Origin of the sequence: Telluribacter humicola (assembly GCF_017355935.1) — a bacterium.
Lineage (GTDB): Bacteria > Bacteroidota > Bacteroidia > Cytophagales > Spirosomataceae > Telluribacter > Telluribacter humicola.
Window position 1 is genome coordinate 179,979 of sequence record NZ_JAFIQT010000008.1, and the last position, 24,726, is coordinate 204,704.

18 protein-coding genes are annotated in these 24,726 nt (G+C 49.9%); 13 read left to right on the forward strand and 5 right to left on the reverse strand.

Annotated elements, in window-relative coordinates:
• Positions 1-128 precede the first annotated feature (128 nt).
• A complete protein-coding gene (locus tag JUB14_RS24720) occupies positions 129-1,007 on the forward strand; it encodes a DNA/RNA non-specific endonuclease (RefSeq protein ID WP_207509537.1) in 879 nt (292 codons plus the stop codon).
• 215 nt (positions 1,008-1,222) lie between these two features.
• Here the strand turns inward: JUB14_RS24720 and JUB14_RS24725 are convergent, their stop codons facing one another.
• Both JUB14_RS24725 and JUB14_RS24730 read right to left on the reverse strand, forming a co-directional pair.
• Positions 1,223-2,167, reverse strand: coding sequence for a DUF808 domain-containing protein (locus JUB14_RS24725; protein WP_207509538.1), 945 nt, complete (start codon positions 2,165-2,167; stop codon positions 1,223-1,225).
• Between the two features lie 459 nt (positions 2,168-2,626).
• Positions 2,627-3,055: a response regulator gene (locus JUB14_RS24730; RefSeq protein ID WP_207509539.1), complete on the reverse strand. Its 429-nt coding sequence runs from the start codon at positions 3,053-3,055 to the stop codon at positions 2,627-2,629.
• Between the two features lie 398 nt (positions 3,056-3,453).
• Here JUB14_RS24730 and JUB14_RS24735 point away from each other — a divergent pair, with 398 nt between their 5' ends.
• The 6 genes from JUB14_RS24735 to JUB14_RS24760 all read left to right on the forward strand — a co-directional run bounded on the left by JUB14_RS24735 (position 3,454) and on the right by JUB14_RS24760 (position 13,314).
• Positions 3,454-4,047 (forward strand): RNA polymerase sigma factor, encoded by a 594-nt coding sequence (locus tag JUB14_RS24735; RefSeq protein ID WP_207509540.1) that lies wholly within the window; start codon positions 3,454-3,456, stop codon positions 4,045-4,047.
• 71 nt (positions 4,048-4,118) lie between these two features.
• Positions 4,119-5,303 carry a FecR family protein gene (locus tag JUB14_RS24740; RefSeq protein WP_207509541.1) on the forward strand — a complete coding sequence of 395 codons (1,185 nt, stop codon included), beginning with the start codon at positions 4,119-4,121 and terminating at the stop codon, positions 5,301-5,303.
• A gap of 266 nt (positions 5,304-5,569) precedes the next feature.
• The gene (locus tag JUB14_RS24745; protein WP_229368245.1) at positions 5,570-9,040 is read left to right on the forward strand and encodes a TonB-dependent receptor; all 3,471 of its coding nucleotides are present in this window, start codon (positions 5,570-5,572) and stop codon (positions 9,038-9,040) included.
• A gap of 20 nt (positions 9,041-9,060) precedes the next feature.
• Entirely contained in the window at positions 9,061-10,503 is a 1,443-nt protein-coding gene (locus JUB14_RS24750) for a RagB/SusD family nutrient uptake outer membrane protein (protein ID WP_207509543.1), read from the forward strand.
• 121 nt (positions 10,504-10,624) lie between these two features.
• Positions 10,625-11,800, forward strand: a complete 1,176-nt coding sequence (locus tag JUB14_RS24755) for a M14 family zinc carboxypeptidase (protein WP_310586196.1) — start codon at positions 10,625-10,627, stop codon at positions 11,798-11,800.
• Complete coding sequence (locus JUB14_RS24760; protein ID WP_207509545.1) at positions 11,797-13,314, forward strand: PQQ-dependent sugar dehydrogenase; 1,518 nt, start codon at positions 11,797-11,799, stop codon at positions 13,312-13,314. The genes JUB14_RS24755 and JUB14_RS24760 overlap by 4 nt, the downstream gene beginning before the upstream one ends.
• Positions 13,315-13,424: 110 nt before the next feature.
• On the opposite strand, the gene JUB14_RS24765 is transcribed toward JUB14_RS24760, so the two are convergent.
• Positions 13,425-14,981 carry a hypothetical protein gene (locus JUB14_RS24765; protein WP_207509546.1) on the reverse strand — a complete coding sequence of 519 codons (1,557 nt, stop codon included), beginning with the start codon at positions 14,979-14,981 and terminating at the stop codon, positions 13,425-13,427.
• 598 nt (positions 14,982-15,579) lie between these two features.
• On the opposite strand from JUB14_RS24765, the gene JUB14_RS24770 reads away from it, so the two are divergent.
• From JUB14_RS24770 to JUB14_RS24780, 3 genes are read left to right on the forward strand one after another with little or no spacing between them, the layout of a single operon-like run.
• Positions 15,580-17,001 (forward strand): DegT/DnrJ/EryC1/StrS family aminotransferase, encoded by a 1,422-nt coding sequence (locus JUB14_RS24770; RefSeq protein ID WP_207509547.1) that lies wholly within the window; start codon positions 15,580-15,582, stop codon positions 16,999-17,001.
• Positions 17,002-17,008: 7 nt separating this feature from the next.
• Positions 17,009-18,376 (forward strand): neutral/alkaline non-lysosomal ceramidase N-terminal domain-containing protein, encoded by a 1,368-nt coding sequence (locus JUB14_RS24775; protein WP_207509548.1) that lies wholly within the window; start codon positions 17,009-17,011, stop codon positions 18,374-18,376.
• Between the two features lie 20 nt (positions 18,377-18,396).
• Positions 18,397-19,716 (forward strand): NHL repeat-containing protein, encoded by a 1,320-nt coding sequence (locus JUB14_RS24780; protein WP_207509549.1) that lies wholly within the window; start codon positions 18,397-18,399, stop codon positions 19,714-19,716.
• Between the two features lie 71 nt (positions 19,717-19,787).
• On the opposite strand, the gene JUB14_RS24785 is transcribed toward JUB14_RS24780, so the two are convergent.
• Positions 19,788-20,018 (reverse strand): hypothetical protein, encoded by a 231-nt coding sequence (locus tag JUB14_RS24785; protein WP_207509550.1) that lies wholly within the window; start codon positions 20,016-20,018, stop codon positions 19,788-19,790.
• A 144-nt stretch (positions 20,019-20,162) separates the two neighbouring features.
• Positions 20,163-20,588 carry a response regulator gene (locus tag JUB14_RS24790; protein WP_207509551.1) on the reverse strand — a complete coding sequence of 142 codons (426 nt, stop codon included), beginning with the start codon at positions 20,586-20,588 and terminating at the stop codon, positions 20,163-20,165.
• A 428-nt stretch (positions 20,589-21,016) separates the two neighbouring features.
• Here JUB14_RS24790 and JUB14_RS24795 point away from each other — a divergent pair, with 428 nt between their 5' ends.
• From JUB14_RS24795 to JUB14_RS24805, 3 genes are all read left to right on the forward strand, one after another.
• Positions 21,017-21,274 carry a hypothetical protein gene (locus JUB14_RS24795; RefSeq protein WP_207509552.1) on the forward strand — a complete coding sequence of 86 codons (258 nt, stop codon included), beginning with the start codon at positions 21,017-21,019 and terminating at the stop codon, positions 21,272-21,274.
• Positions 21,275-21,468: 194 nt separating this feature from the next.
• Complete coding sequence (locus JUB14_RS24800) at positions 21,469-22,077, forward strand: EF-hand domain-containing protein (RefSeq protein WP_207509553.1); 609 nt, start codon at positions 21,469-21,471, stop codon at positions 22,075-22,077.
• A 219-nt stretch (positions 22,078-22,296) separates the two neighbouring features.
• The gene (locus JUB14_RS24805; RefSeq protein WP_207509554.1) at positions 22,297-24,720 is read left to right on the forward strand and encodes a glycoside hydrolase family 2 TIM barrel-domain containing protein; all 2,424 of its coding nucleotides are present in this window, start codon (positions 22,297-22,299) and stop codon (positions 24,718-24,720) included.
• Positions 24,721-24,726: the final 6 nt, after the last annotated feature.

The following is a 24,726-nucleotide window of genomic DNA, read 5'->3' on the forward strand; positions in this document are numbered from 1 at the left end:
ATAAAATCTCGCCTAATGTCTAAATCAGGCGAGATTTTTGCTGGTATGTCACTATTTGTGTAGTTGAGTCCTAAGCCATTTGAACCGAATAGCTCTGTACTGGCTCTTATGAGTATTGATCATTCAGTATGTTTACCTCTATCGTGAGAAAGTACCTGCCCCTGTTGCTTCTGGCCCTATGCATAGTTGCCTGTGACGAGAATACTACCCCCTATCCCTATCCGGCCCCCGAAAGCGTACACCTGAGCCTGGGCAAGCCTACCAACACCAAAGCAGACACCGCCAACGCCACAGATTTCCTCATGATCAAGGAAGCTTATGCCCTGTCCTACAATCGCACTAACAGACATCCTAACTGGATGAGCTGGGAGCTGACCAGCGATTGGTTAGGTGTAGTCGATACGCATGAAGGTTTTAGAAATGATCCGGAGCTACCTAAAGGATGGAGTCGTATTTCTCATCTGGAGTATCGTGATTCAGGGTTCAATATGGCTCAGCTTTGCCCTAATATGGATCGTACCAGTACAGTTGAAAGCTTCTCAGCTACCTACCTGACTACAAACGCTATCCCCATAGCTAACGTCCTACATGCTACTCTCTGGGCGCAGCTTGAAGTATTCGCCAGGAGCCTGGCCGTAAAAGGATACCATGTGTTTATTATAGCAGGAGCCTACGGCAGTGGGGGAGAAGGTTACAAAGGAGCTATTAGTAGCATAGGTAACGGCATCAATGTCCCCGCTCATCTTTACAAAGTGATCGTGGCTATTCCCAACGGCGGTAACCTGGAAAAGATCAACGCAACCACGCCAGTCATAGCCGTAGACTTTCCTAACCGCAACAGCCAGACCAGGAACAAGAGCTGGACAGACTTCATCACTACTCCCGAAGCCATCGAAAAAGCCGCTGGCGTTAGCTTCTTCACTTACCTGCCCGAGCCTATAAGGAGCCAGCTAAAAACTTTACGATTTGATCCCACTACTTCACCAATAGCTCAACCCCTGCGGTAAGAATAGTATATAAATTCAAGGTTGTATTGTAATGCGCTAATTGCCAAATAGTTTAAATCTATTATTCTTTATAGTAAATGGGGGGCTCCTACTTTATACGACGTAAATAAGATGGTACAGGCCCAGTGATTTGGAATAGAGATACCCCTGAATCATAAGTAAAAGAGGTCGCCTATACATAGGCGACCTCTTTTACTTTAAATAAATCAAATCTATCAATGCGCAGCCTTTGCGTCTGAGCCCTTGAATAGTTTGCTACCCAGGGTTACAAATTGTGCGATCACAGCTCCCAGTAGTACACCACCCAGCGCCAGCACCAGCACTTTTACCAGCCACGCCAGTACAGGTACACTAGCCAAAGAGTGCTCTAACGCCTCCAGCGGGTGGTGCAGAAATGGCAAGCCGTGGGCAATGATTTCGGCCCCTACCCACAGCATGGCCGCCGTACCAACATAGCCCAACGTAGTCAGGAAATTTGGCATCGACTTTACAATACCACGCCCGATCTTTTGAGTGGTGGGGCTGAATTTCTCCTGCGCCATGTGCACACCAATGTCATCTGCTTTCACGATCAGTGCCACAAAGCCATACACCGCAACGGTAATAAAGATAGCGACCGTCAATAATACCACAATTTGGGTAACCAGGGGACTTTCGGTTACCGTGGCATAGGCAATGGCCATGATTTCTGAAGAAAGGATCAAGTCGGTTCGCACCGCACTGGTCACCCGCTCTTTCTCCAGCTCCTGCGGGGTAATTACTTTCATTTCGTCGGTTGGCTCATCATCCGGTGCGTGGTGAGATTTGCTGAAAATAGAATGTACCTTTTCATAGCCCTCAAAACACAGGAAGGCACCGCCGATCATAAGTACATAAGGTATAATGGCCGGAGCAAAGTACCCAAGCAACAGGGCCGCCGGCCCCAGAATAAGTACCTTGTTGATGAGCGACTTTTTAGCAATCTGATAAATGATGGAAAGTTCGCGCTTGGGATCGAGACCCACCACATACTTAGGTGTTACGGCCGTATCGTCGATAACAATGCCGGAAACCTTGCCTGTTGTTTTAGCCACCTGCGTCGGAACGTCATCGAGGCTTGCCGCACTGACTTTTACCAGTGCCGCCACATCATCTAAAAGTGCGAGAAGACCTGTCGCCATTATATAAAGTTTAATTTAAGTTTTAAGTAAGCTCATGCTGCCTCCCAATTACTACGGAATAACTGTGCCAGCCCTATTTTCCAAGATTCGAATGTAAGCGAAAGATGTGGGAATGTAATTGAAGGGGAGTCGTAATGTGGAAAAATTTGGATGGGGTGGTGTAGGCAGAGGTACTCTCCACTATAAAGTAGAGAGCTTTAGGCTGTACAGGTGGTGGGGCACACGTAGAGCCGGAACCTCGTTACATGCGTTAAACTTGCCCATAGATAATTACTTCACCAGACCACTGATAGCGATCACATACCCTTGTACCGGTAGGGTATGGAGTAAACTGTATTTTGAAGTACCTACCTACTTTGAAAAACGATACTCAGGCCAACCTGGAGCTGACCCGAGTCATTCGTGAAGTACCATAGCGATAAAGCGGAACGCAGGTATCAGATAGCCATGCCCATACTACTACCTGGCGGGTATCTCTTTGAAGTAGTGCCTTAGTGCTTCGTGCTTTTTCAGATCTTCCAGCACATGCAGGCTGAGGGGCTTGTTAATGAAGTTAATGACGCACGGATGTACGATGGCCTTTACTTCTTCGCTGGGATTCAGAAAAGAGGTAATACAGATTTTTGTGGATGGAAACAGAGGTAGAAAGTATTTGGTAAATAGCTTGACAAATTCCCAGCCATCTATAACAGGCATGCTCAGATCGTGGAAAATTAGATCAGGAACTACCTTTTCTTGATTGGAAGCTAAAAAGTCGAAGTAATCTAATGCCTTGGTGGACTTGGTCATGGAAATGATATTTTTAGCGAATCCGGTTTTAGTGATCTTGTGTTTTGTGATAAACAGGGAGATCTCATCGTGATCAACCACCATTACGTTCCTTATCATTAGTTTGGTTTTAGTTGAGTAAAGCAGATGTGTCGATGTCTGTTAGTCAACAATAATTGAGCCGAGTCTTATAAATTTGTAAGGCAATTAGTATACGGTACTGAGGCCTGTACGGCCCAGATCCAATACTATTGCACCCGCAGACGGATTTAGTGCCTGGTATGGCTGGTGGTAAGAGTAGCTGTGAGGCTGTCTGTTATTGAAGGTGAATATAGAATTGTATGACACAGTTGGGAGTAGATCCGGCAGCTATTTGTAATCCCTTCCATACTTTGATATATCACCTGACCCTACAACTTCAGTACTTGTGTTTCAGTAGATTGAAAAATCCGGCTACTTTGTTGTAATCATCAGATTCATCCAATTTCTGTAAGTAATCATACCTTAAGCTTTTGGATATGCCCTACCTTACCGCTCTGAAACAGGAAAATGAGATTCTGCAGCAGGTCTCTCAGGGGAGCGAGAGGGCATTTGCAACGCTTTTCCATTACTATCATCAGCGTTTAGGGGTTCACATTTACAGAATCACCAGGTCGGAGGAACTGGCGGAGGAAATAGTTCAGGACGTTTTTCTGAAAATATGGCTGAACCGAGAGCTGCTTACGGACATAGATAACTTCCCGGTTTACCTGTATGTCATCTCAAAAAATGCTGCACTTAACTGTCTTAAGAAGGTTGCTAACGAGAAATCGAGGACTATTGACCTGGACCTGATTCCTGATGCAGCCTATGCTCCCGACACGAGTGAAGAGGATTACCGCTACCTGCTCATTGATGAAGCCATTGATCGCCTGCCCACCCAGCAGCGGCAGGTATATCTGCTGAGCCGGCACGAGCGCCTGCCCTATACAGAGGTGGCTACTCGTATGAGCATTTCAAAAGAAACGGTAAAGAAGTACCTGCAGATTGCAACGGAATCCATCTCATCGTATACCCGTAATCGCTTATTGATAAGTACTTTAGTGATCTTGTGCTATTTTATTCTAAAATAATTCAGAGTCAATACCCCCTTTTTACTACCCCCGATTGTCCTATTGGCAGAGTATGTCAATAATCATAACTTATGGACAATCCAGACAGCCGACTACAAGTACTTCTTGACCGCTATTACCATGGTACTGCTACTGCTCAGGAGAAAGAGGAGCTGATGTCACTTGTCCGTTCGGGGGAATATGATGCGCTTCTGGAAGAATATCTTAAAGACCAGTGGTCTAACTCTGCGGAAGGGGAGGAGCTATTCTCAAAAGAAAAAAGCAGTGCGATACTTAACTCCATCCTCGAGTATCCACAACAGGAAGAACCAGTTGAAGCAAAAGTTTTCAAACTAAACTGGATGCGATATGCCGCCGCCGCCGTGATTATTCTGACTGGTTTTGGCGTTTGGTATAGCTATGATAAGAATCAGACTAAAGATAAGATACAGCCACAAATTGTAGAAAGTAACAGCATCAGGCCTGGGGGCAACAAAGCCTTACTCACACTGGCTGATGGTTCATCTATCGCCCTGGATCAGGTAAAGCAAGGCGTTCTGGCCAGACAGGGCAATGTCGAGATCAGTAAGCAGCAGGACGGTATCGTGGTATATAGTGCGAAATCAACCGGAGGTACCGCTGCTGCCGGAATCAATACACTAACTACTCCCAAGGGAGGCCAATACGAGATCTTATTGCCGGATGGCAGCCAAGTCTGGCTCAACGCGTCCTCATCAATACGTTTCCCTTCTGTTTTTGCGGCTACCGAGCGCCAGGTTGAAATTACCGGCGAAGCTTATTTTCAGGTAGCGAAAGATAGGAGCAAGCCTTTCCGGGTCAGGTTCAACAAGTCTGAAGTACTGGTACTTGGGACGAGCTTCAATATCATGGCTTATCCTGACGAAGAAACCTCAAAGACTACTCTGGTTGAAGGCTCCGTTTCAATCAGCAATGTTCATCAGCAGGCCAGGCTCGTGCCTGGTCAGCAGGCGGCTGTATTGTCAACGGGTCAAATCAAGACCCGGTACATTCCGGTGGATGAAGCCGTTGCCTGGCGAAAGGGAATGTTTCAATTCAAAAATGCTGGTGTAGAAGAAGTGGCCAGGCAGCTTGCCAGGTGGTATGATGTCGAAATCGAGTACCAGGGCCAGGTACCCGTTAAGCAGTTCACCGGCAGCGTTTCCAGACAGGTAGAGCTTACAGAAATAGTAGGGATGCTGCGGTACGCAGGAGTTAACTGCCGGATTGAGAATAAGAAGATTATTATAAGCCCGTAGGACTGCATATACAGAATACAATCCTGACTAAACCTAAACCCTTAACACAATGACACCAATCCTACACCCACCGCCCTGAAAGTAGGGCGCCAAAACAAAAGGGGAAAATGCGCTAACATTTTCCCCGATGTTCAGGCACGCAACCGAGCTTCTCTCACAAAGTCCTTTTGCTATTCCTAAACCTTTACAAATGTATGAAAATAAACTTCTTACCCTGCCACGCAGGGCATAGGCAGTCCTATTTCGCAGCAAAAATTATAGTTGTCATGACCAGGATAATGCTTTTGCTCGTCATCACCCTCACGCATGTTACGGCGGATGGGTTCAGTCAGAAGATCTCCATCAATGCCAAGGGCGCTCCCCTCGAGAATGTCCTGAAGGTTATTGAAAAGCAGACTAACTACCTCTTCCTGTACGACAAACTGGACCTGCCGGAGTCGCAGAAGGTATCTGTACGCATTAAAAATGCAGACATAGACCAGGTACTGGGAGCACTTTTCAAAGACATACCCGTGTCATACAAGATCTTTAATCAGAATATAGTCCTGAAGAAAGTAGTCAGAAGCCAGGGGCAGGAAGCAGTGCTACCGCTCAAACTACCGGAAAGCAAACCAACTATACAACTAAACTACCGGGAAGTAGAGACACCACCCCAAAACCTGGACAGGCCCATTCGGGGAAGGGTGACGGACGAAAATGGGGCTCCCTTCCCGGGAGTAAGTATTCTCGTAAAAAATTCACAGATCGGTACTACAACGGACGCCAGTGGTGAATTCAGGTTAAATGTACCTGATGGATTTGTTCAGAGTAATGAGCTGGTTGTAATTGCCAGTTTTGTAGGGTATAAAACGCAGGAGATCGCTGTCGGTACCAGACAAGACATCAGCTTCGGAATGTCGGTAGATACCAAGTCGCTCAATGACGTAGTGGTAGTAGGATATGGTACCCAGAACAAGAGCAGCATTACAGGGTCGGTGGCCTCGCTACCGATGAAGTCAATCGAGAATCAGCCCGTGACCAGTCTTGATCAGGCACTTGGTGGGCAAATAGCTGGCGTGAATGTAGCCCAGACCAAAGGCGCTCCCGGCGGTGGCGTATCTGTACGGGTTAGAGGCACGGGATCAATTGGTGCTGGCAATGAGCCGCTCTATGTCATCGATGGATTTCCGGTTTCCGGTGATTTTAACAGCACTTTTAATCCGCTTTCGACGATCAACCCTAATGATATTGCATCCATCGAAATCTTGAAAGATGCTTCTGCCGCGGCCATATATGGATCAAGGGGAAGCAATGGCGTGGTGCTGGTCACCACGAAGCGCGGCAAGTCCGGCAAATCCACCATCCAGTTCGATACGTACTACGGGTTACAGCAGGTCGCCAATAAGATCGAGATGCTTAATGCCCGGGAGTACGCCATATTCAATACCGAAGCCAGAAATAATGCCTGGGTAGATCGTGGTGGCAAAGCTACCGATCCGAATAGCGTGCGCCCGGCGAATCTGCAAATACCTGAAATGTTTATGAATCCGGAGTCACTTGGAAAAGGAACGGACTGGCAGGATGAAGTTTTCCGTACGGCCCCCATTCAGAATTACCAGTTGTCAGTTTCGGGGGGCAATGATAAAACGCAGGTTTTTGTGTCAGGCGCCTACTTCAAGCAGAATGGAATAGTGATGAATACGGGCTTTGACCGCTACTCGGCCCGAATTAATGTGGATCACAGAGTATCTCAACCCATTAAGATCGGGATGAATCTGTCCCCTTCGTTCGCGTCCAACAAGCTGCTGCCCGTAGAAGATCAGGTTTTTTCAGGAGGAATACTGGGTTCTGCGCTTTCTATGCCGCCTACTGTGCCGGTGTATAATCCGGACGGTTCATTTACTACTTTGCTAGGACCTTCTCCCTACAACATCGGTGTGATCGACAACCCGGTTGCGATTGCCAGCAAAGTAAAAGATAACAAGACTGTCTTCCGGACCCTGGGTACTGTGTACGCAGAGATAGACTTACTGGCCGGACTGAAGTTCCGTACTTCTTTCGGGCTTGACTACTCAGACGCCCGCCAAAGCGCCTACTTCCCATCTGATTTGGGCTTTTTTGGAGTACCTGCTCCCGTACAGGCCCGAGCCAACGCGAGCACGGGTCGTGACATCAACTGGCTCAATGAGAATATATTGAGCTATAAGAAAACCTTCGGAGGAAAACACGAACTGGACGTACTAGGGGGCTTTACCTCCCAGAAAGCGAAGTACGAAGCCATGGCGCTGGCGGCCACCAATTTCCCGACTGATCTGGTCACCACGCTGAACGCGGGACAGGTGACGAGCGGCGGGACGGGTATTTCGGAATGGTCGCTGCTATCGTATTTGGGAAGGGTCAACTATACCTTTGCCAACAAGTACCTACTCTCTGCGACTATTCGACGGGATGGCTCTTCGCGCTTTGGTGCACAGAATAAATGGGGAACGTTCCCTTCGGCTTCGGTAGGATGGTACCTTTCTGAAGAAGCCTTCCTGAAAGGGCAGAACGTCATTACCGACATGAAACTCAGAGCCAGTTATGGACTCGCCGGAAATAATACCATTGGTAACTATAACCATATTGGGTTGCTGTCCAACCGCCGTTACAGCTTTGGTGAAGGTACCGGTAGTGTGGCGTATGGGCTATACCCAACCTCCATCACCAATGAGTACCTGGGCTGGGAAATGATGCAGCAGTTTGACATTGGCCTTGATTTTGGTATGCTGAGAAACCGGCTGATGTTCACCGTCGACTATTACAATAAGAACACAACTGACTTGCTACTAAACGTACCAGTGCCTGCTTCAACCGGGTACGAAAGCGCGCTACAAAACATCGGTAAGCTCAACAATCGGGGCTGGGAGTTCAGTGTCAGTTCCAAGAATTTTACCGGAGCCTTCAAGTGGTCCACCAACTTCAATATCTCGTTCAACAAAAATGAAGTAAAGGCACTCGGACCTTCCGGCAAGCCTATTATTTCAAAAAGTCCATCTTTCAGTCCCAATACACACATTACCCGGATCGGCTCACCCATTGGTAGTTTCTGGGGATACGAAGCAATCGGCGTATACCAGTCGGAGGAGGACGTAAAGACTAGTCCTGCTGTACAGGGAGCTACCGGGTCGCGACCGGGGGATCTTAAATTCAGAGATATTGATGGCGATGGAGTGATCACTCCTAACGACGTGACCATAATAGGAGATAACATTCCTGACTTTTTCTACGGCGTCACCAACAATTTCAGCTATGCCCGATTCAATCTGAGCATTCTGGCTGATGGGGTAGAAGGCATTCAGTTGCTGAACGGATCAAGAAGGAATATCGGGCTGGTACATGGCAGCTATAGTCGTAAAGATGTACTGGGGAGATGGCAATCAGCTGAGAATCCCGGCGATGGCCGTACGCCGAGGGCCAATACCGTGGCCACGGGAGGAAATGTGAGCTATGTGTCGAGCCTGTTGGTAGAGGATGCCTCGTTTTTTCGGATCAGGAATATCAACCTACGTTACTCACTTCCTGAACGGGCTTCCAAGGCTCTGTTTGTCCAGCAAGCCAGCATCAGTCTGTCTGTTCAAAACGCCCTGACCTTTACAAAGTACCTGGGGTACAATCCCGAGCAGAGCCTGAACGGAAGCAGTTCGCTGACACCCGGTGTAGACTTTAACGGCTACCCTCTGGCACGTACCTACACGCTTGGCTTGAACCTGACCTTTTAACCAAACCCGATCAACTCGCTATGAAATCTCATATATCTATATACATCCTACTGGTCCTGATGTTGACCGGTTGCTCCGACTTCCTGGAACTGTCGCCTAAGGATGCTGCCAACGTGAGTAACTTTTACAGGAATGCTTCGGATATGCAGGCTGCGGTCAACGCGGCTTATGGAATGCTCGCTTCCGCAGGCGAATACGGCTACGCCAATTATAATGTATCGGAGGTACGGTCTGATAATACCATGAACTGGGAAGGTGGGGGCAACCTGCCTGATGCGGAGCTTGATCAGTTTAAGATGTCAACTACCAACGAGATCATCCGCCTGATGTGGATCGATACCTACCGCGGAATATTGGCCTGCAATACTGTACTGGATCACATTGAGGGTGCGCAGATGGATCAGGCCCTTCGTGAAAGATTCATTGGGGAGGTCAAATTCCTGCGTGCGCTCAAGTACTTCAATCTGGTTCGTACTTTCGGTGATGTACCCTTGGTACTGTCAGAAACCAAGTCGGTTGATGAGGGGTACAGTCAGACACGGGTGGCACAAGCCGAAGTATACAAGCAGATCATTGCAGATCTGATGGATGCCGCGCCAAAACTACCGGCTAACTACACCGGCAATGACGTAGGCAGAGCTACCCGGGGAGCTGCCAAAGCCCTCCTTGGTAAAGTATATCTTACGACCGGCGACTTTGCAAAGGCGAGGGACATCCTGAAAGAAGTGATCGATCAGGGTACTTACCGACTACTTGATGATTATAGTGCCTTGTGGCTGGTAGCCAACGCCAACAACCCCGAATCTATCTTTGAAGTACAATTCAAAAAAGGCGGTACCGGAACCGGCAGTAACTTTTACAACAACTTCGCCCCCCGCAACTCCGGATCTTCGGTCGCCAAGATTGGCTTTGCCGGTGGCCGCAACCTCCCGACCTCCGACATGGTGGCAGCCTATGAGCCCGGCGATATCCGTAAAGCAGCTTCGCTCGCGCTGGGTTATACTGATCAGGCCGGTGCTTTTGTTGCTGATCCTTATACGTTGAAATACCACGATGGTACACCTTTTTCGGAAGGCGATGCCGATAACAACTGGGTAGTACTCCGGTACGCTGATGTACTACTAATGTACGCCGAAGCCATTAATGAAACCAATAACGGACCAACGGCAGAAGCGTACGAAGCCATCAATGCGGTAAGGAGGAGAGCGAAGTTAGCGGCGCTCCCTGCGGGGTTATCCAAAACGGCATTTGCGCAGGCTATTGAGCACGAGCGCCAGGTAGAATTAGCCTTTGAAGGCCACCGCTGGTTTGATCTGGTTCGTACAGGCAGAGCAGTACCTGTGATGAATCAGCATTTCCAGGCTCCCGTCGTGAAAGAACACAATATGGTATTCCCGATTCCCCAAACACAGATAGACGTTAACCCTACGGGTATCAAACAGAACCCAGGCTATACTTTCTGATCAGAGGCTCTCATTCTAAATAGAACTGGATATGTACTATAGTTTCTCTTTACGAACGTTACTTGTTCTTAGCCTGTGCCTGAGTTGTGGTATTACCCATGCGGCAAAAGCACCGATTGCTGTGCAGCCGGCGAAAGCGGATAGCGTTGTTGCGCCCAGGGTATTTGTCCATACCGGGTTTGAAAATGCGTCACCTATGAACTGGGAAATAGACTCGGCTGGTCGAATTCTGGCCAGTCTGGTCTATGACCACGAGCGCTTTTCGCAAAATAGAGCGAATGGGCACTGGCATTTCAAAGTGGAGGCTCCGGTTGGCCAGGAAGTGGTCGTGATCTTGAAGAATTTTGACAATATATGGAACAACACACCTGCCAGTCAGATTTCCAAACGCTCACATGCGGTCATCTCCTTTGATAATAAGACCTGGGAAAGTCGTCCCGGCGAACTGTTGCCGGGTAACCGGTTGCTGATCAGGGTGAAGATGAATGCGCCCAGCGTCTATATGGCCAGTGTGGAACCGTACCGGATCAGTGATCTGGAGAAATTCCTGACCAGGATAAAAGCTAATAAGCTTGTGACCGTCACCGAAATTGGAAAAACTTCGGAGGGGCGCCCCCTGGAAATCATTAAGGTTGGAAACGAGAAGGCCCCCAAAAGAGTCTTCCTCAGGGCGCGGGCGCATGCATTCGAAGCAGGGGGCAACTGGACGGTTGAAGGCCTGGTGCAGCGCCTGCTGCAAAACGACGAGGAGACAAAACGTTACCTGCAAAGGTACTGCGTGTACATCATGCCTATGGCCAATAAGGATGGGGTAGCCCGCGGAAAAACGCGCTTCAACAGCAACGGCTACGACCTGAACCGAAAGTGGGACAAGCCAGCCGATTCACTGATCGCACCGGAGAACTACTACCTCGAAAAGTGGCTGAGCAGGATGGTCAGCGAAAACAAGAAGCCTGATCTGGCCATTGACCTGCACAACGATGCGGGGGGGAATCTGCACATAAGCAGGCCGGATGGAGACATTACTGCCTACCTGGCCAACATGGAAAAACTGGATGGGCTACTGCGAAAACATACCTGGTATACCGAAGGCTCCACCAAGCCCAGTTTCCGTAATCCGGGTACGCTGGGGGAGGGGTTTATGGATCGATTTGGGATAGAGGCTCTCGTGTATGAGTTGAATTATGAATGGGTGGAAGGGCTAAAGAAAGTACCCCTCGCTGCTGATTGGGTATCGCTGGGAGGCATGCTTCCAAAGGTATTTTATGATTATTTTGAAACTCCGGTCACCCGATGAAAAACCTGTTGTATGCGCTGGCGTGGATCGGGGGACTTGGCTCGGTAGTTAGTAGGTCTGCCGGTTATCAGCAGGCCGAAAACCTTCCATCCATTGACTCTACAATTTCGGAGAAGTACGATCTGGATTCGACGGTACTCAGCATTAGTACCGTTGCTTCCAATCTGAATGCTACCTGGGACATGGCCTGGGGGCCGGACAACTGGATATGGTTTACGGATCAGGATGGAAAAGTTAGCCGATTGAATCCAAATACCGGTCAGATTATCGAGCTTTTACAGATAAGGGATTATTACCGAAAAAGGCTCGGACTCATGAGTATGGTGCTCCACCCCGACTTCAAAATCCACCCGCAGGTATTCATCAATTACAGCCATATTCAGAGCGACTCGTCCATTGTCTCCAGACTGGTCCGGTACACCTATGATGGCAAACGCCTTACCAGTCCTTTGCTCCTTTATCAGATTCCGGGCTATCTGGGTCACAATGGCTCACGACTGGTGATCAGCAAGGACCGGAAAATCCTATGGGCGACGGGTGATCTGAAACACAAGGAAACGGTTCAGAATCCCAACTTTCCAAATGGGAAAGTACTTCGTCTTAATCTTGATGGTACCATTCCTAAAGATAATCCCTATCCCGGCAGCCCGGTATGGAGCATGGGCTTTCGGGTGCCGCAGGGGCTCGCCTATACCGGCAATGGCAATCTGTTCGTTGCAGAGCACGGCGACGCCACCGATGACGAAGTTAACCAAGTTACCAAGGGAGCTAGCTACGGTTGGCCCGACATAGCCGGGTTTTGCGACCTCCCCGACGAACAGGGGCATTGTCCGGACTCGGCAGTGGCACCCGTTAAAGCCTGGACGCCCACCATTGCTCCGGCGGGTATGGACTACTACAACGGCACTATACCGGAATGGAAAAACGCCCTGTTGCTGACCACGCTAAAAGACCAGAGTCTGCGCGTCTTACTTCTGGATGTTAAGCAGGAAAAAGTTGTAAGCGAAAGTATAGTTTTCAGCGGCAAGTTTGGTCGACTGCGGGATGTCTGTGTGTCGCCCACCGGTGATATTTACATTTCGACCAGTAACCGCGATTGGAATCCCCCCGCCAACTTTCTCGTCAAGGCCGACGACCGGATCATACGCATCAGCAGGTCCGGCCTGATCCCCAAGCATAAGCGAATGGCAAAGGAGCAAAGTCATGAGGAGTCAAGCGATGCCGCCTCCTTGTATCAAAGCTATTGTCAATCCTGTCACAAAGAGGATGGTCGTGGTGTCGCTGGTTCTTTTCCCTCGCTGGTATCTTCATCCCGGTTGTCCGGAGAAAAAAGTACTCTGATCAGGTTCCTGTTGAAAGGCTCTCAGTCACCATCCGGAGAAGCCATGCCCGCCTTCAGCTTTTTAAGTGATACCCAGCTTGCAGCGGTTAGCTCCTACGTCAGAGACAAATTTGCAAAAGGGGCCTCAGAAGTAAGTGCGTATGAGGTAACTGAAGTCAGGAAAGCGAACTGATAGAGCGAAATATTTTGTCTACATAGAAAACATTGTATAAATGGATAGAGGGAGGGTCTACATAGGCTACAAAAAGCTTCTGAGGCTGGACAAAAGAAGTCAATGATACATCATCTGGTAATTTCCACGATACTACACCCAACCAGTGAAGAGCAGTCAATGGGATCGTTGAGATTGGCTGTCGATATGGTAATAGCGACTCTTTTATTCTTTCTGCTTCGCAGCCACTGCAGTAGATCAGGGCCATGCGGCTCTATCGGAAAGTAGTAGTGGACATTATGTACATCTGTAAGTTCAATCAGTAGCGTGCGGTTAAGTATCCGGTCTTTCAAATGGGACGTAACAGCGATCTCCTTTGTGTAGTGGTCTAATTGACAGTTACTCTCAAGCCGTTGCATCTTAAAGTCTGGTAAGTTGTAGTAGCCTTCGTGCATGACATATTCCGTCACATTATTTGCCATTATGTACTCATTAGCTCCCTGTACTATCGGGTGTAGCAGCCATTTTTTCTGCTCTTTGTAATTTAAGGCATTAGCGATCTGGTAGTCAAGGTGCTTGGCAATGCGTGGAGTGGCGATTACGTAGTTAGTGAGTGCAAGAGTAATGGCAAAAAACAGAACAACTTTCCGAAGCGGAGTAGTAATGGGAAAACTGAGCGCAATGGTATACAGCAGGCATCCTAAAAATAGCTGGGGGTACATCAGGTAATGATCGGCAATAATGGCAACGCCATTAAACACTGCTTTCCGTTTTAAGGCAATGAGCCCCATACTCATGAGCATGAACAGCATGAAGAATAGCAGACCTTTCTGATGGTTGGTGAACTTCTTCAGGTTAAGCAGAAAAGCTATGAGTAAAAGGCAACCAATCGGTATGCTGATCCAGGGTAGTATATCGGGTGTCCAATCGGTGATTTTTCCAAGGAGTTGTACGTAATACAGCAGGCTGTGCCAGAGGGACTCAACAGATATATCCGTAGGGGTGACTAAGTCAGAAGACTGAACTGTATAGACAGCAAGGGAAAATAGCAGAGCCATAAAATAAAGGAGGCCCAGCCGCCAGTTTCGAAGCTGTATGGCAATGAGTATACCCACCAGCCAAATAAGAAACCCGTTACCATTGACCGTTGTACAAATAGCCGAAAGTAGTACTGCATAGGCTATTTTATTTTTTAGTAAGCAGTAGATAGATAAGTAGGCAAATAGCAAAACGGGTAGGTTAAAAAAGGCGCATTCAAAAAAGTTGTAGTAGGATACGGGTTGAAAGAAAATCCAGCTGAGGGCTATCTCCCTATACGTAATGCCGGACAGTTTGGCTACGTTCTGACTAATGATCAGGATAAACAGCAATACGAAGAATGAATTACCTACGCAGGTAAAAAACAGGACATTGATATTGTTGAACAGGCCTATGAGTAGTAGGTAGACAATACGTTGAAACGTATGCAAGTGCCCGTTATACGGTTCAAGAAATGCGATTAGCTTGTTTGTAAAAGAATGTCCATCAATATCTTTTATGAACTTGAAGTACCAGTAGTAGTCATCTATCCAGGGTACATTCAAGGAGAAATTAAAGATGTAAAACAGATGTAGAGCGATGGGAAGTAGAAGAAGAAGCAGCTTAGCCGCTGTGTGGGATTTGTAGCTGTGCGAAGTAATCTCAATCATAGTTATACAATTGTGAATTTGTTAATAACTATTATGAATGAGGAGGGGTGTCTATCTTCTTTATTCTTCGAAACCTGGTGTGATCTTACCTGTTTTGCTGGGTATGGACACCAACAACAGTATATAGCTATGTACTAGTACCAGGCTACTTTATTGACTTTTTAGAGTTGACTTTTAGGAGGGAAGCGCTAAATATAAATTAAATAGCAGCGAGTTACAAAAAAAATTATCAAGTGGTGTAATTTAGTTACATACGAGGTGGGTATTAGCCCTTCCGGTTGGTTTGTAGCAGGTTACGAAGCTCTGCTCTTTCTCTCTTCTTTAAGCACATAGCAGCTACGGGTATTAACTATACGGTATGATAGTTGATCTAAGTCCTCAAAGAGGATGCTGTCGTTTTACCATTGTATAATGCTGTAATTAATTGAGCTATCTGGTATATTTATCGGTAATCCTGCCGGTGTCGCTCCTTTTCATGATCAAAGGCCTGTTATGGTCATGGTTGTGCCTTCAACAACCTGAGTACCATAACACAAAGCCTGCAATGAAGAGGGGCCATATCCCTGAATACTTCCTAAACTTCCTAACCCGAAAGAGCATGTCAAAAGACCAGTTTTCAAGACGTGAATTTATCCGGCGCAACTCCCTGACCGGCCTGGGAGCCGTGCTAACCCCGGCCTTGCTGGCTGAGGGGGCGAAGGCTGCCCTACCCGTAGCAGATGGGCCGGCGGTTCCGACCGTAATCAACACGATAAGTACCCCTGCCCTGCTGGGTGGTCAGCCGGTACGTACCCGCGAGTGGCCCCAGTGGCCCCTGTGGAAACCCGAAGCCGACGAGAAAAAGCTGCTGGAGGTAATCCGGAGTGGCGTGTGGTCGCGGGGAGCTACGGTAACCGAGTTTGAAAAAGAATGGGCCAACGCCGTGGGAGCCAAGCGCAGCCTGGCGGTGGTCAATGGGACTAACGCCCTGATTGTGGCCCTGACTCAGCTGGATATACGAGGAGGCGATGAGGTGATCGTACCTCCGTATACGTTTATCGCTACCGTGTCGGCGGTACTGGCCACGGGAGCTATGCCCGTATTTGTGGATGTGGACCCGGAAACCTTCCAGATCGATCCGGCTAAGATTGAGGCTAGGATCACGCCACGTACCAAAGCCATCATACCAGTGCATATCCTGGGCTTGCCTGCCAATATGAAGCAGATCATGCCCATTGCCAAAAAGCATAACCTGGTGGTGATCGAAGATGCCTGCCAGGCTCACCTGGCTGAAATAGACCATCAGAAGGTAGGTACTTTCGGCAACGCCGGCTGCTTTAGCTTTCAGAATTCCAAGAACCTGCCCATCGGCGAAGGAGGAGCGGTGGTCAGTAACGACGATCAGTTTATGGACCGCTGCTTCTCCTTCCAGAACTTCGGAAATCCCTACGGGGCTACCATCGGGGCGGTGAGCATGGGCAGTATCATGCAGGGTACCAAGTTGCGCTTCACCGAGTACCAGGCCGCCATCGGGCTGGCCCAGCTCAAGCGCCTGGAAGAGCAGACCGAGCGACGCAGCCAGAATGCCGCCTACCTGAAGTCGCAGATCAAAGACATCCCTGGTATAGTACCCTACAAGCTGTATGATAATGTCACACGGGCGGTGTTTCACCTGTTCCCGTTCCGGTACAAGCAGGAAGAGTTCAAGGGGCTGCCACGGGAAGTCTTCCTGCAGGCGCTCAAAGCCGAAGGAGTGCCCTGCCAGAGCGGCTACGCTACGCTGTACAACCAGCAGTTCCTTAACGATGCCTTCAAGTCCAAGAACTATAGGAAGATGTACCCCAAGGAAATGCTGGACTTTAAATCCTATGTGGAAAAGAACCGTTGCCCCGAAAACGACCGGCTGTGCAACGAAGAGGCTGTATGGCTGACGCAGAATATGCTGCTTGGCCCAAAATCAGATATGGATGAAATAGCCGGGGCCATTCAGAAGGTGTACAACAATGCGGATCAGCTCAAAAAGCTGACGAAGAAAAGCTGATACATACATGAGAAAAATCGTATTACTCCTGACTAGCCTGTGCCTGCTAGCGACGTTGGGAGCCGAAGCTGACGGCCTGGCTAAGGGCTGGAAGGTAGGAGTGGCCCGCAGGGTTATTACGCCGAAGCAGTCCATGTGGATGGCCGGCTTTGCCGTTCGTAACCACCCTTCCGAAGGTACTCTACACGACTTGTGGGCCAAGGCTCTGGTGCTGGAAGACGAAGAGGGTAAGCAGGCCGTACTGGTGACTACCGATCTGTTAGGTATACCCAAGGGCATCTCCGACCGCATCCGTAACCGCCTGTACACCGACCATAAGCTGAGCAAGGCACAAATCATCCTCAACAGCTCCCATACCCACTCGGGGCCGGTCTTGTCGGATGCGCTTTTTGATATTTATCCGCTGGATGCGGAGCAGATTGCGCGGGTCAACCAGTACTCACGCTTTCTGGAAGATCAGATCGTGGCGCTGGTCGGGGAGGCCCTGCGCAAGACGGAGCCCGCGCGCATCTACGCTGAGAATGGTGTGACCCGCTTTCAAGTCAACCGGCGCAATAACAATGCTGCCGTGCTGCCCCGCCTGACGGAGCTACAAGGTCCTAACGACTATGCGGTACCAGTGCTGAAAGTGGAGAACGAATGGGGGGAGCTGAAAGCCGTGGCCTTTGGGTACGCCTGTCACCCTACCGTGCTCAATGGGTATCAGTGGTCTGGTGACTACGTCGGATTTGCGCAGATTGAGCTTGAAAAAGCTCATCCGGGTGTTACGGCCTTGTTCTTCCAGGGTACCGGAGCCGATCAGAACCCGCTGCCCCGCAATACCATCCCCTTGGCGCAGCAGTACGGCCGGGAACTGGCCGCGGCGGTGGATCGGGTACTCCAGGAGCCCATGCACGTCCTACCCGCCCGGTTATCTACGGCTTACTCCGAGATAGAGCTGCCTCTCACGGCTCACCCGGATAAGGAAGGTTACGCCAAAATAGCGAAAGAAGTTACTACGGACTACCAGAAGCGCTGGGCCAACCGCATGGTCAGCAAGCTCCAGCAGGGCGAAACCATGCCCAAAACCTACCCCTATCCGGTACAGGTGTGGCACCTGGGCGACCTGCCCCTGGTGACGCTGGGCGGAGAGGTGGTGGTAGAGTACGCCATCAAGCTCAAGCAGATATTCGGCCCCAGTACCTTTGTCATGGGCTACTCCAACGACGTCATGGCCTATATCCCCTCAAGTACTATCCTGCGCGAAGGCGGCTACGAGGGCGAGTCGTCCCAGATGGTGTACGGGCTGCCCAGTACCTGGGAGTCCACCATCGAGACCATGATCCTGTACGAAGCGGTCAGGCTGGCCCGACAGGCCGGTGTACCTACTCCCTAACCCTTATACCTACTAGTCTGATGAATACCACCACCTACGATACAGATACCGCATCCACCACCCATACCCTCACCGCCCAGGCCTACTACTCAGGTTTTGAGCTGGCCCATGATACGTACAATGCCATCACGGTAGCCAGCGATGGAAAGGTATACTATGTACTCTCGTCCCAAGCCTATGATCGGGGGGGGCAACTATACGTATACGATCCGGCTACGGACCAGATCCGGTACCTGGCCGACCTGACCGAGCTATGCGGGGAGACTACCGCTCAGGCCATCGTACAGGGCAAGAGCCACGTTCGTTTCTACGAGCGGGCAGGTAAGCTTTACTTTGCCACCCACGTGGGGTACTACGAGATGATCGACGGCATGGAACGCCTGCCTCAGAATGCCCCCGAGGGCTACGGCCTGTACCCGGGAGGCCATCTGCTGTCGTACGACCTGAGTAGTGGGGAGTTTGAAGATCTGGCCCTGGCACCTGATGGCGAAGGTATCCTGACCATGATGCTCGACAGGGACCGGGGACACATCTATGCACTCACCTGGCCGCTGGGCTACTTCCTGCACTACGATCCGGCTACTGGCGAGCTGAAAAACCTGGGCCTCACCTGTGCCAGAGGCGAGGCGGGTACACCCGGCGACGACTACCGTGTGATCTGTCGGTCGATGTTTGTGGACCCGCGTGAGGGAGCCGTGTACTTCTCCACCGCCGAAGGTGATGTACTTACCTACCAACCCGGTGATGCTGAATTACGGCAGCTGGCAGACTTCGACCTACGGCTCGACTACTTTGGCCGGTACGATGCCACCCGCCCCGGCAGCATGGGGTACAACTGGCGCAAGATATTCTGGTACGCCCCCGAGGAGGTAGCCTACGGCGTTCATGGCAACTCGGGTTACCTGTTTCGCTTTGATCCACGCGAGCCTAGGATTGAGATTGTGGAGCGGATTACTTCTGAGCCTTCAAGGCGGAGTGGTATGTTTGATCAGTTTAGCTACGGGTACCTGGGCTTTCAGCCGGGGCCTGACGGCGACACTATTTACTACCTGACAGGCGGGCCCATCTACATCAACGGCAAGCGGGTAAAAGGAGCGGAGGAGATTGCAAAAGGAGGAGTAAAAGGGTTAGAAAACCTGCACCTGGTCACCTTCCATATACCCAGCCAGACCTACAAGGACCACGGGACCATCTTCTACGCCGACGGGCAGCGGCCTACCTACGTCAACTCCATCGCCATCGGTCATGATGGTACCGTCTATACCCTGGCGCGCTTTGAACACAACGGGAAGGAGATACAGGATCTGGTGAAGATACAGGGTCCCTTTGCCCCCGTATAAGCGAAAGAGGGAGCCAGCTCCCTCTTTCGTTGTATCTGTTTTTAATTATAACTAAATCTTATGGTACCTGACTATTCGAGCCGGATCAGGTACCCGATCTCTTCCAGTTGATCCAGCAGGTGATCCATACCCCGTAGGGTTACCTTCCTTCCGTAGTAGACCTGAATCCGAAGTGCCAGTACCTCCAGAAACTCCCATAGGCTTAGCTTAGAATCGTACGAAGAATCATTTTTCAGATTTTCGAACACCTCTACGGGTGAGTCACCTTCAACAACTATACCCGTAGCGGTTACGAATTTCATAGTCCTATACCTTTCTTCTGCGATTTTTTATACCAGCTAGTTAAGAGTGAACAGATAATGTGAACCTGGTACTTTATTATGTTACGGAACCTGCGTTTTCCGCTGGTATCAAAGTACACATACCTCAAAAAGGTACCGGAGCTTCTAATATAGTTCTGTGGATAACAAAATATCTCTATCCAGGGAAGAGCTGTTAACCAGTTGCATCAATAGTTGTACCCATTTACTAATCGTATCCGGTTTTACTGTAAAGCACCAGGCACCCAGTTCTATCATTTCCTGCACCCCCTTTTCTTCCGGGGCTGACAGTACCACTACCGGAACATGTCGCAATCGCTCTATCTTTTTTAGTTCAACGAGTGTCTGCCTGGCATCCTTGCCCGGCAAATCAAGACTTAAAAAAATATAATCCGGGATAAAAGCCGGATCTTTCCGCAGCTTCCCGAGCGCCTCCTTACCACTCTTTGCGGATACACAGTCAATATGGGCGTCCACCTGAACCATGGCTATGGTTAGAAAACGCTGATCTTCTTCATTATTGTCTATAATCAGACTTACCCGGTTCCTCATACTTCACTTATTTAGCTTACTAACTCACACACCACACCACTTCACTAGTCGGGATGAGCAAGTCACTATGCTCTGGAACTGCTTTTCTACACTTTTAAACATGAGCAGCCATACCAGGCCAACTTCCGGACTTTAAGGCTCCTGAACCCATTACAGAAGCTTACCAAACAGAATAAAAATAATATACCAATGGTAATAAAAATTTGCACTTTATTTATGGTATGTGAGTGGGAGGGCTGCTCTGTGTCTTGTTCCACTTTCTGATGAGCCCCAAGCACAAACTAGTAGAAAGCCCCTTTCGCGCTGATTAGTGGGGGCAAATCGGGCATATAAGGCGACAGGTCCATATACCTCAGGTATAGTTACAAAACCTCAACGAGGTGAATAGAGTTAAGAGAAGAGTTAATCAACCTAAAATAGGAAGCTTCATGGCAACAATGGTTCACTTAGATAGTACTGATTTTGTGATCAACCTGGATCATGTAGTAGGTATCAAACGATTCAACAAAGAGGGTACCTACGGCATCCAGTTCATCACCATTGATTCCAGAAAGGACGTTTGGGAGTTCAAGTCCAGGGGTCGGAGAGACGAAACCTTTACCTCGCTGATCCATTCAAGCCAGGGACAGGTATTCAAGGCAGAGGAGGAGGGTGAGGTAATACCACCCGTTGTAGGGATATCCTGATATATTCCTCCCTATTACTGATCACAGCACCCGATATCGGTGCTGTCCGGGGGCTTAGGCACTATTTTTTTGGTATATACTACCTGATAATTAATGGGATAGCAGTAGCAGGGCTTTGGGTTGAATAAAAACCTATCTGCCGACTGCCTGTATGAACACCCTAAAAATGAATGTTATACCAAAAATGAAAAATCATGAATAGGCAAGAAAAAAGTGTACTGAGAGTGATTACGAACGGACTTTGCGTTTTCCTGCTGGCGGGTATGGTTGCCTGCTCTAATGATGGAAACCGGGAACAGGAAATGGCCGAAGAGGCCGCTACTGCCGAGGCGTATGACAACGAAAGATTTTATAATACATTCTCTTCCAATAGCTACTTTGCCGAGTGGGATAAGAATGGGGATACCTTCCTGGACAACAACGAGTACCTCCAGGGCGACTACCGTAACCGGGATGCTAATCAGGACAGTAGAGTAGACCAGAACGAATGGCGGACCTCCGCCGGTATATATGGCAGGGATACCGTAGGCTGGGCCGATTGGGACCTTGACGCAGATAACTTCCTGAGTGACCAGGAATACGGAGCAGGTTTTACCCGTTCCGGCTGGATTGAGGCGTGGGATAGTGACGGTGATAAGAAAATAAGTGAGCGGGAATACTCCGATGGTATATTCAAGCAGTACGATAGAAACCGGGATAATAGCCTGGATGAAACTGAGTACGGTGAGTTTGAAAACAACTTTAAGAACCGTGGCGGAGCCAATACGCAGGCCCAGAATACCGGAGCTACTGAGCAGCAATAGTAACTATCTACATACTATGTTAAATGCCTAACAGCCCAGGCTCCACCGGAGTCTGGGCTGTTAGGTTTATTGGTGGCTGTACAAGTACCAGCACATTGTCATACATATCCCAATACCGCTTACTGGGTAGTTACTTCAAAGTATAGATAGGTAAAATATGCTTTATTATGAATAAGTCACCTGCCCGGTGTAAGGTATGTAGTAGCTAGTCCTGTATATATGAGAAAGTTATTAGTAAGTTGTCTGTTATTTGTTTCGTTTGGTCTTCTTGCTCAGAGTAATCTCCTTCCCGCCGTCCGTACCATTCCCTTTGATAACGGCTGGCTGTTTATAAAAGATAGTACCATCAAGGCCGAGCAGCCGGGCTATGCCGATACCCACTGGCGCCAGGTAGACCTACCCCACGACTGGAGCATCGAAGACCTGCCCAACCAGAATGGTCCTTTCGATCGCAGCAGCATCGGAGCTCACTCCACCGGATTTGTAGTAGGTGGTACGGGCTGGTACCGAAAAAGATTCAGGACCGGACCGGCTGAGCAGAACAAAAGGATAACCATCCATTTTGACGGGGTGTACATGAACTCGGATGTATGGCTGAATGGCCACCACCTGGGCTTTCATCCCTATGGCTATACGCCTTTCTACTACGACCTGACACCCTACCTCAAGCCCGCCGGTCAGGACAATGTACTGGCGGTACGGGTGCGCAATGAAGGTAAAAACTCCCGCTGGTACAGTGGCTCGGGCATCTATAGAAACGTATGGCTTACGGCTACCGATCCGGTACACGTAGCTCCCTGGGGAGTATTCGTCACCACGCCGGAGGTATCAGAGCGTCAGGCCTCGGTACAGGTGCAGACCCAGGTTATTAATCAGCAGACCACCGCGGGTACCCTTACCCTTACTACCACGCTGATGGATCCGGACGGCAAAACCGTAGGCCAGAGCCAAAGTAACCTGACTGTTGAAGCAAATGGCTACGCCACTGATAACCAGCGCCTCACGCTGACGAACCCGGTTCTATGGTCGGTCGATACGCCTGTGCTGTATAAGGCCGTTACCGAAGTCAAGTCCGGTAGCCGGGTACTTGACCGTGTCGAAACACCATTCGGCGTCAGGAGCATCCGGTTCAGTAGTACAGAGGGCTTTCTGCTCAATGGTAAGCCGCTCTTCCTCAAAGGCGGCTGTATCCACCATGATAATGGTCCTCTGGGAGCCGCAGCCATTGACCGGGCCGAAGAGCGCAAGATCGAAATCCTGAAAAAGAACGGCTTCAACGCCATTCGTTCCAGCCATAATCCTCCTTCTAAAGCCTTGCTCGACGCCTGTGACCGTCTGGGTATGTTGGTCATCAATGAAGCCTTTGATATGTGGGAGGTCCCCAAAAATCCGCAGGACTACCACCTGTACTTTCAGGACTGGTGGCAGAAAGACCTGGAAGCCCTCATTCTGCGCGACCGCAACCACCCGTCGGTGATCCTATGGAGCATCGGCAACGAGATACCCGAGCGGGCCGATACGCTAGGCCTGCGCATTACGCGCCAACTGGTTGCCGAAGCCCACCGCCTGGACCCTAGCCGCCCGACCACCGAAGCTATTTGCGGGTTTTGGGAGCCCATGAACAAGGGGAAGGAGTGGAGCGACACCGCGCCGGCCTTTGCCCTACTGGACGTTGGCGGCTACAACTACATGTGGCAGCGCTACGAACCTGACCACCAGCAGCACCCCGACCGGATTATGTTGGGTACGGAGTCATTTGCCCGGGAGGCGCTCGAAAACTGGCAGATGGTGGAGAAGCACCCGTATGTAATCGGTGATTTTGTGTGGACAGCTATGGACTACCTGGGCGAAGCCTCCATCGGGCATACCGTCCTGAGCAACCAGAAGGATAGCCCCATCCTGGGTTGGCCCTGGGTGAATGGCTGGTGCGGGGATATTGATCTTATCGGCTATAAAAAGCCGCAGTCGTACTACCGCGATGTGGTATGGCGGCAGAGCCCCATCGCTCTGGCGGTACACCAGCCCATCCCGGAGGGGCTGACGGAGATAGTCAGCAAGTGGGGGTGGCCTGAAGAGCTACCCAACTGGACCTGGCCCGGTGCCGAAGGAAAGTCCCTGCAGGTACGAGTGTTTTCGAGGGCACCCCGGGTACGCCTGACCCTCAACGGCCAATTGATCGGTGAGAAAGCCATCGCCGACAGCAGCATCACGGCGGTATTTGAGGTACCCTACCAGCCGGGCGTCTTGAAAGCGGTGAATGTCGTAGAAGGTAAAGAAACCGAATCGGTGGTGCTCTCCACGGTAGGGGAGCCCCGGCAGCTGCGCCTCACGGCCGACCGCCGCACCATCCGGGCCAGTCGCAACGACCTGTCTTACGTGACGGTGGAGGTAGTGGATGCGCAGGGGCAGGTGGTACCCGGTGCTGAGGTGTCCGTACAGTTTGCACTGAGCGGAGCCGGCGAACTGGCCGCCGTCGGCAATGCTAACCCTACTGATGTGTCGAGCTTCCAGAAACCGCAGAAGAATACGTTCCGGGGAAGGGCGCTGGCTATTATCCGTCCTACCGAAAAACCGGGTACTATTACCCTCAAAGCAACGGCACCCGGTCTGGCACCGGCCACCATTACGATCACTACTAAGTAATGTACC

Excerpts from the sequence above, each read along its gene's own strand:
- JUB14_RS24735 (WP_207509540.1), top strand. The coding sequence starts at position 3,454 with ATGCCCTACCTTACCGCTCTGAAACAGGAAAATGAGATTCTGCAGCAG.
- JUB14_RS24765 (WP_207509546.1), bottom strand. The coding sequence starts at position 14,981 with ATGATTGAGATTACTTCGCACAGCTACAAATCCCACACAGCGGCTAAG.
- JUB14_RS24760 (WP_207509545.1), top strand. The coding sequence starts at position 11,797 with ATGAAAAACCTGTTGTATGCGCTGGCGTGGATCGGGGGACTTGGCTCG.
- JUB14_RS24745 (WP_229368245.1), top strand. The coding sequence starts at position 5,570 with ATGACCAGGATAATGCTTTTGCTCGTCATCACCCTCACGCATGTTACG.
- JUB14_RS24800 (WP_207509553.1), top strand. The coding sequence starts at position 21,469 with ATGAATAGGCAAGAAAAAAGTGTACTGAGAGTGATTACGAACGGACTT.
- JUB14_RS24740 (WP_207509541.1), top strand. The coding sequence starts at position 4,119 with ATGGACAATCCAGACAGCCGACTACAAGTACTTCTTGACCGCTATTAC.
- JUB14_RS24725 (WP_207509538.1), bottom strand. The coding sequence starts at position 2,167 with ATGGCGACAGGTCTTCTCGCACTTTTAGATGATGTGGCGGCACTGGTA.
- JUB14_RS24795 (WP_207509552.1), top strand. The coding sequence starts at position 21,017 with ATGGCAACAATGGTTCACTTAGATAGTACTGATTTTGTGATCAACCTG.
- JUB14_RS24775 (WP_207509548.1), top strand. The coding sequence starts at position 17,009 with ATGAGAAAAATCGTATTACTCCTGACTAGCCTGTGCCTGCTAGCGACG.
- JUB14_RS24720 (WP_207509537.1), top strand. The coding sequence starts at position 129 with ATGTTTACCTCTATCGTGAGAAAGTACCTGCCCCTGTTGCTTCTGGCC.
- JUB14_RS24785 (WP_207509550.1), bottom strand. The coding sequence starts at position 20,018 with ATGAAATTCGTAACCGCTACGGGTATAGTTGTTGAAGGTGACTCACCC.
- JUB14_RS24750 (WP_207509543.1), top strand. The coding sequence starts at position 9,061 with ATGAAATCTCATATATCTATATACATCCTACTGGTCCTGATGTTGACC.
- JUB14_RS24790 (WP_207509551.1), bottom strand. The coding sequence starts at position 20,588 with ATGAGGAACCGGGTAAGTCTGATTATAGACAATAATGAAGAAGATCAG.
- JUB14_RS24770 (WP_207509547.1), top strand. The coding sequence starts at position 15,580 with ATGTCAAAAGACCAGTTTTCAAGACGTGAATTTATCCGGCGCAACTCC.
- JUB14_RS24730 (WP_207509539.1), bottom strand. The coding sequence starts at position 3,055 with ATGATAAGGAACGTAATGGTGGTTGATCACGATGAGATCTCCCTGTTT.
- JUB14_RS24805 (WP_207509554.1), top strand. The coding sequence starts at position 22,297 with ATGAGAAAGTTATTAGTAAGTTGTCTGTTATTTGTTTCGTTTGGTCTT.
- JUB14_RS24780 (WP_207509549.1), top strand. The coding sequence starts at position 18,397 with ATGAATACCACCACCTACGATACAGATACCGCATCCACCACCCATACC.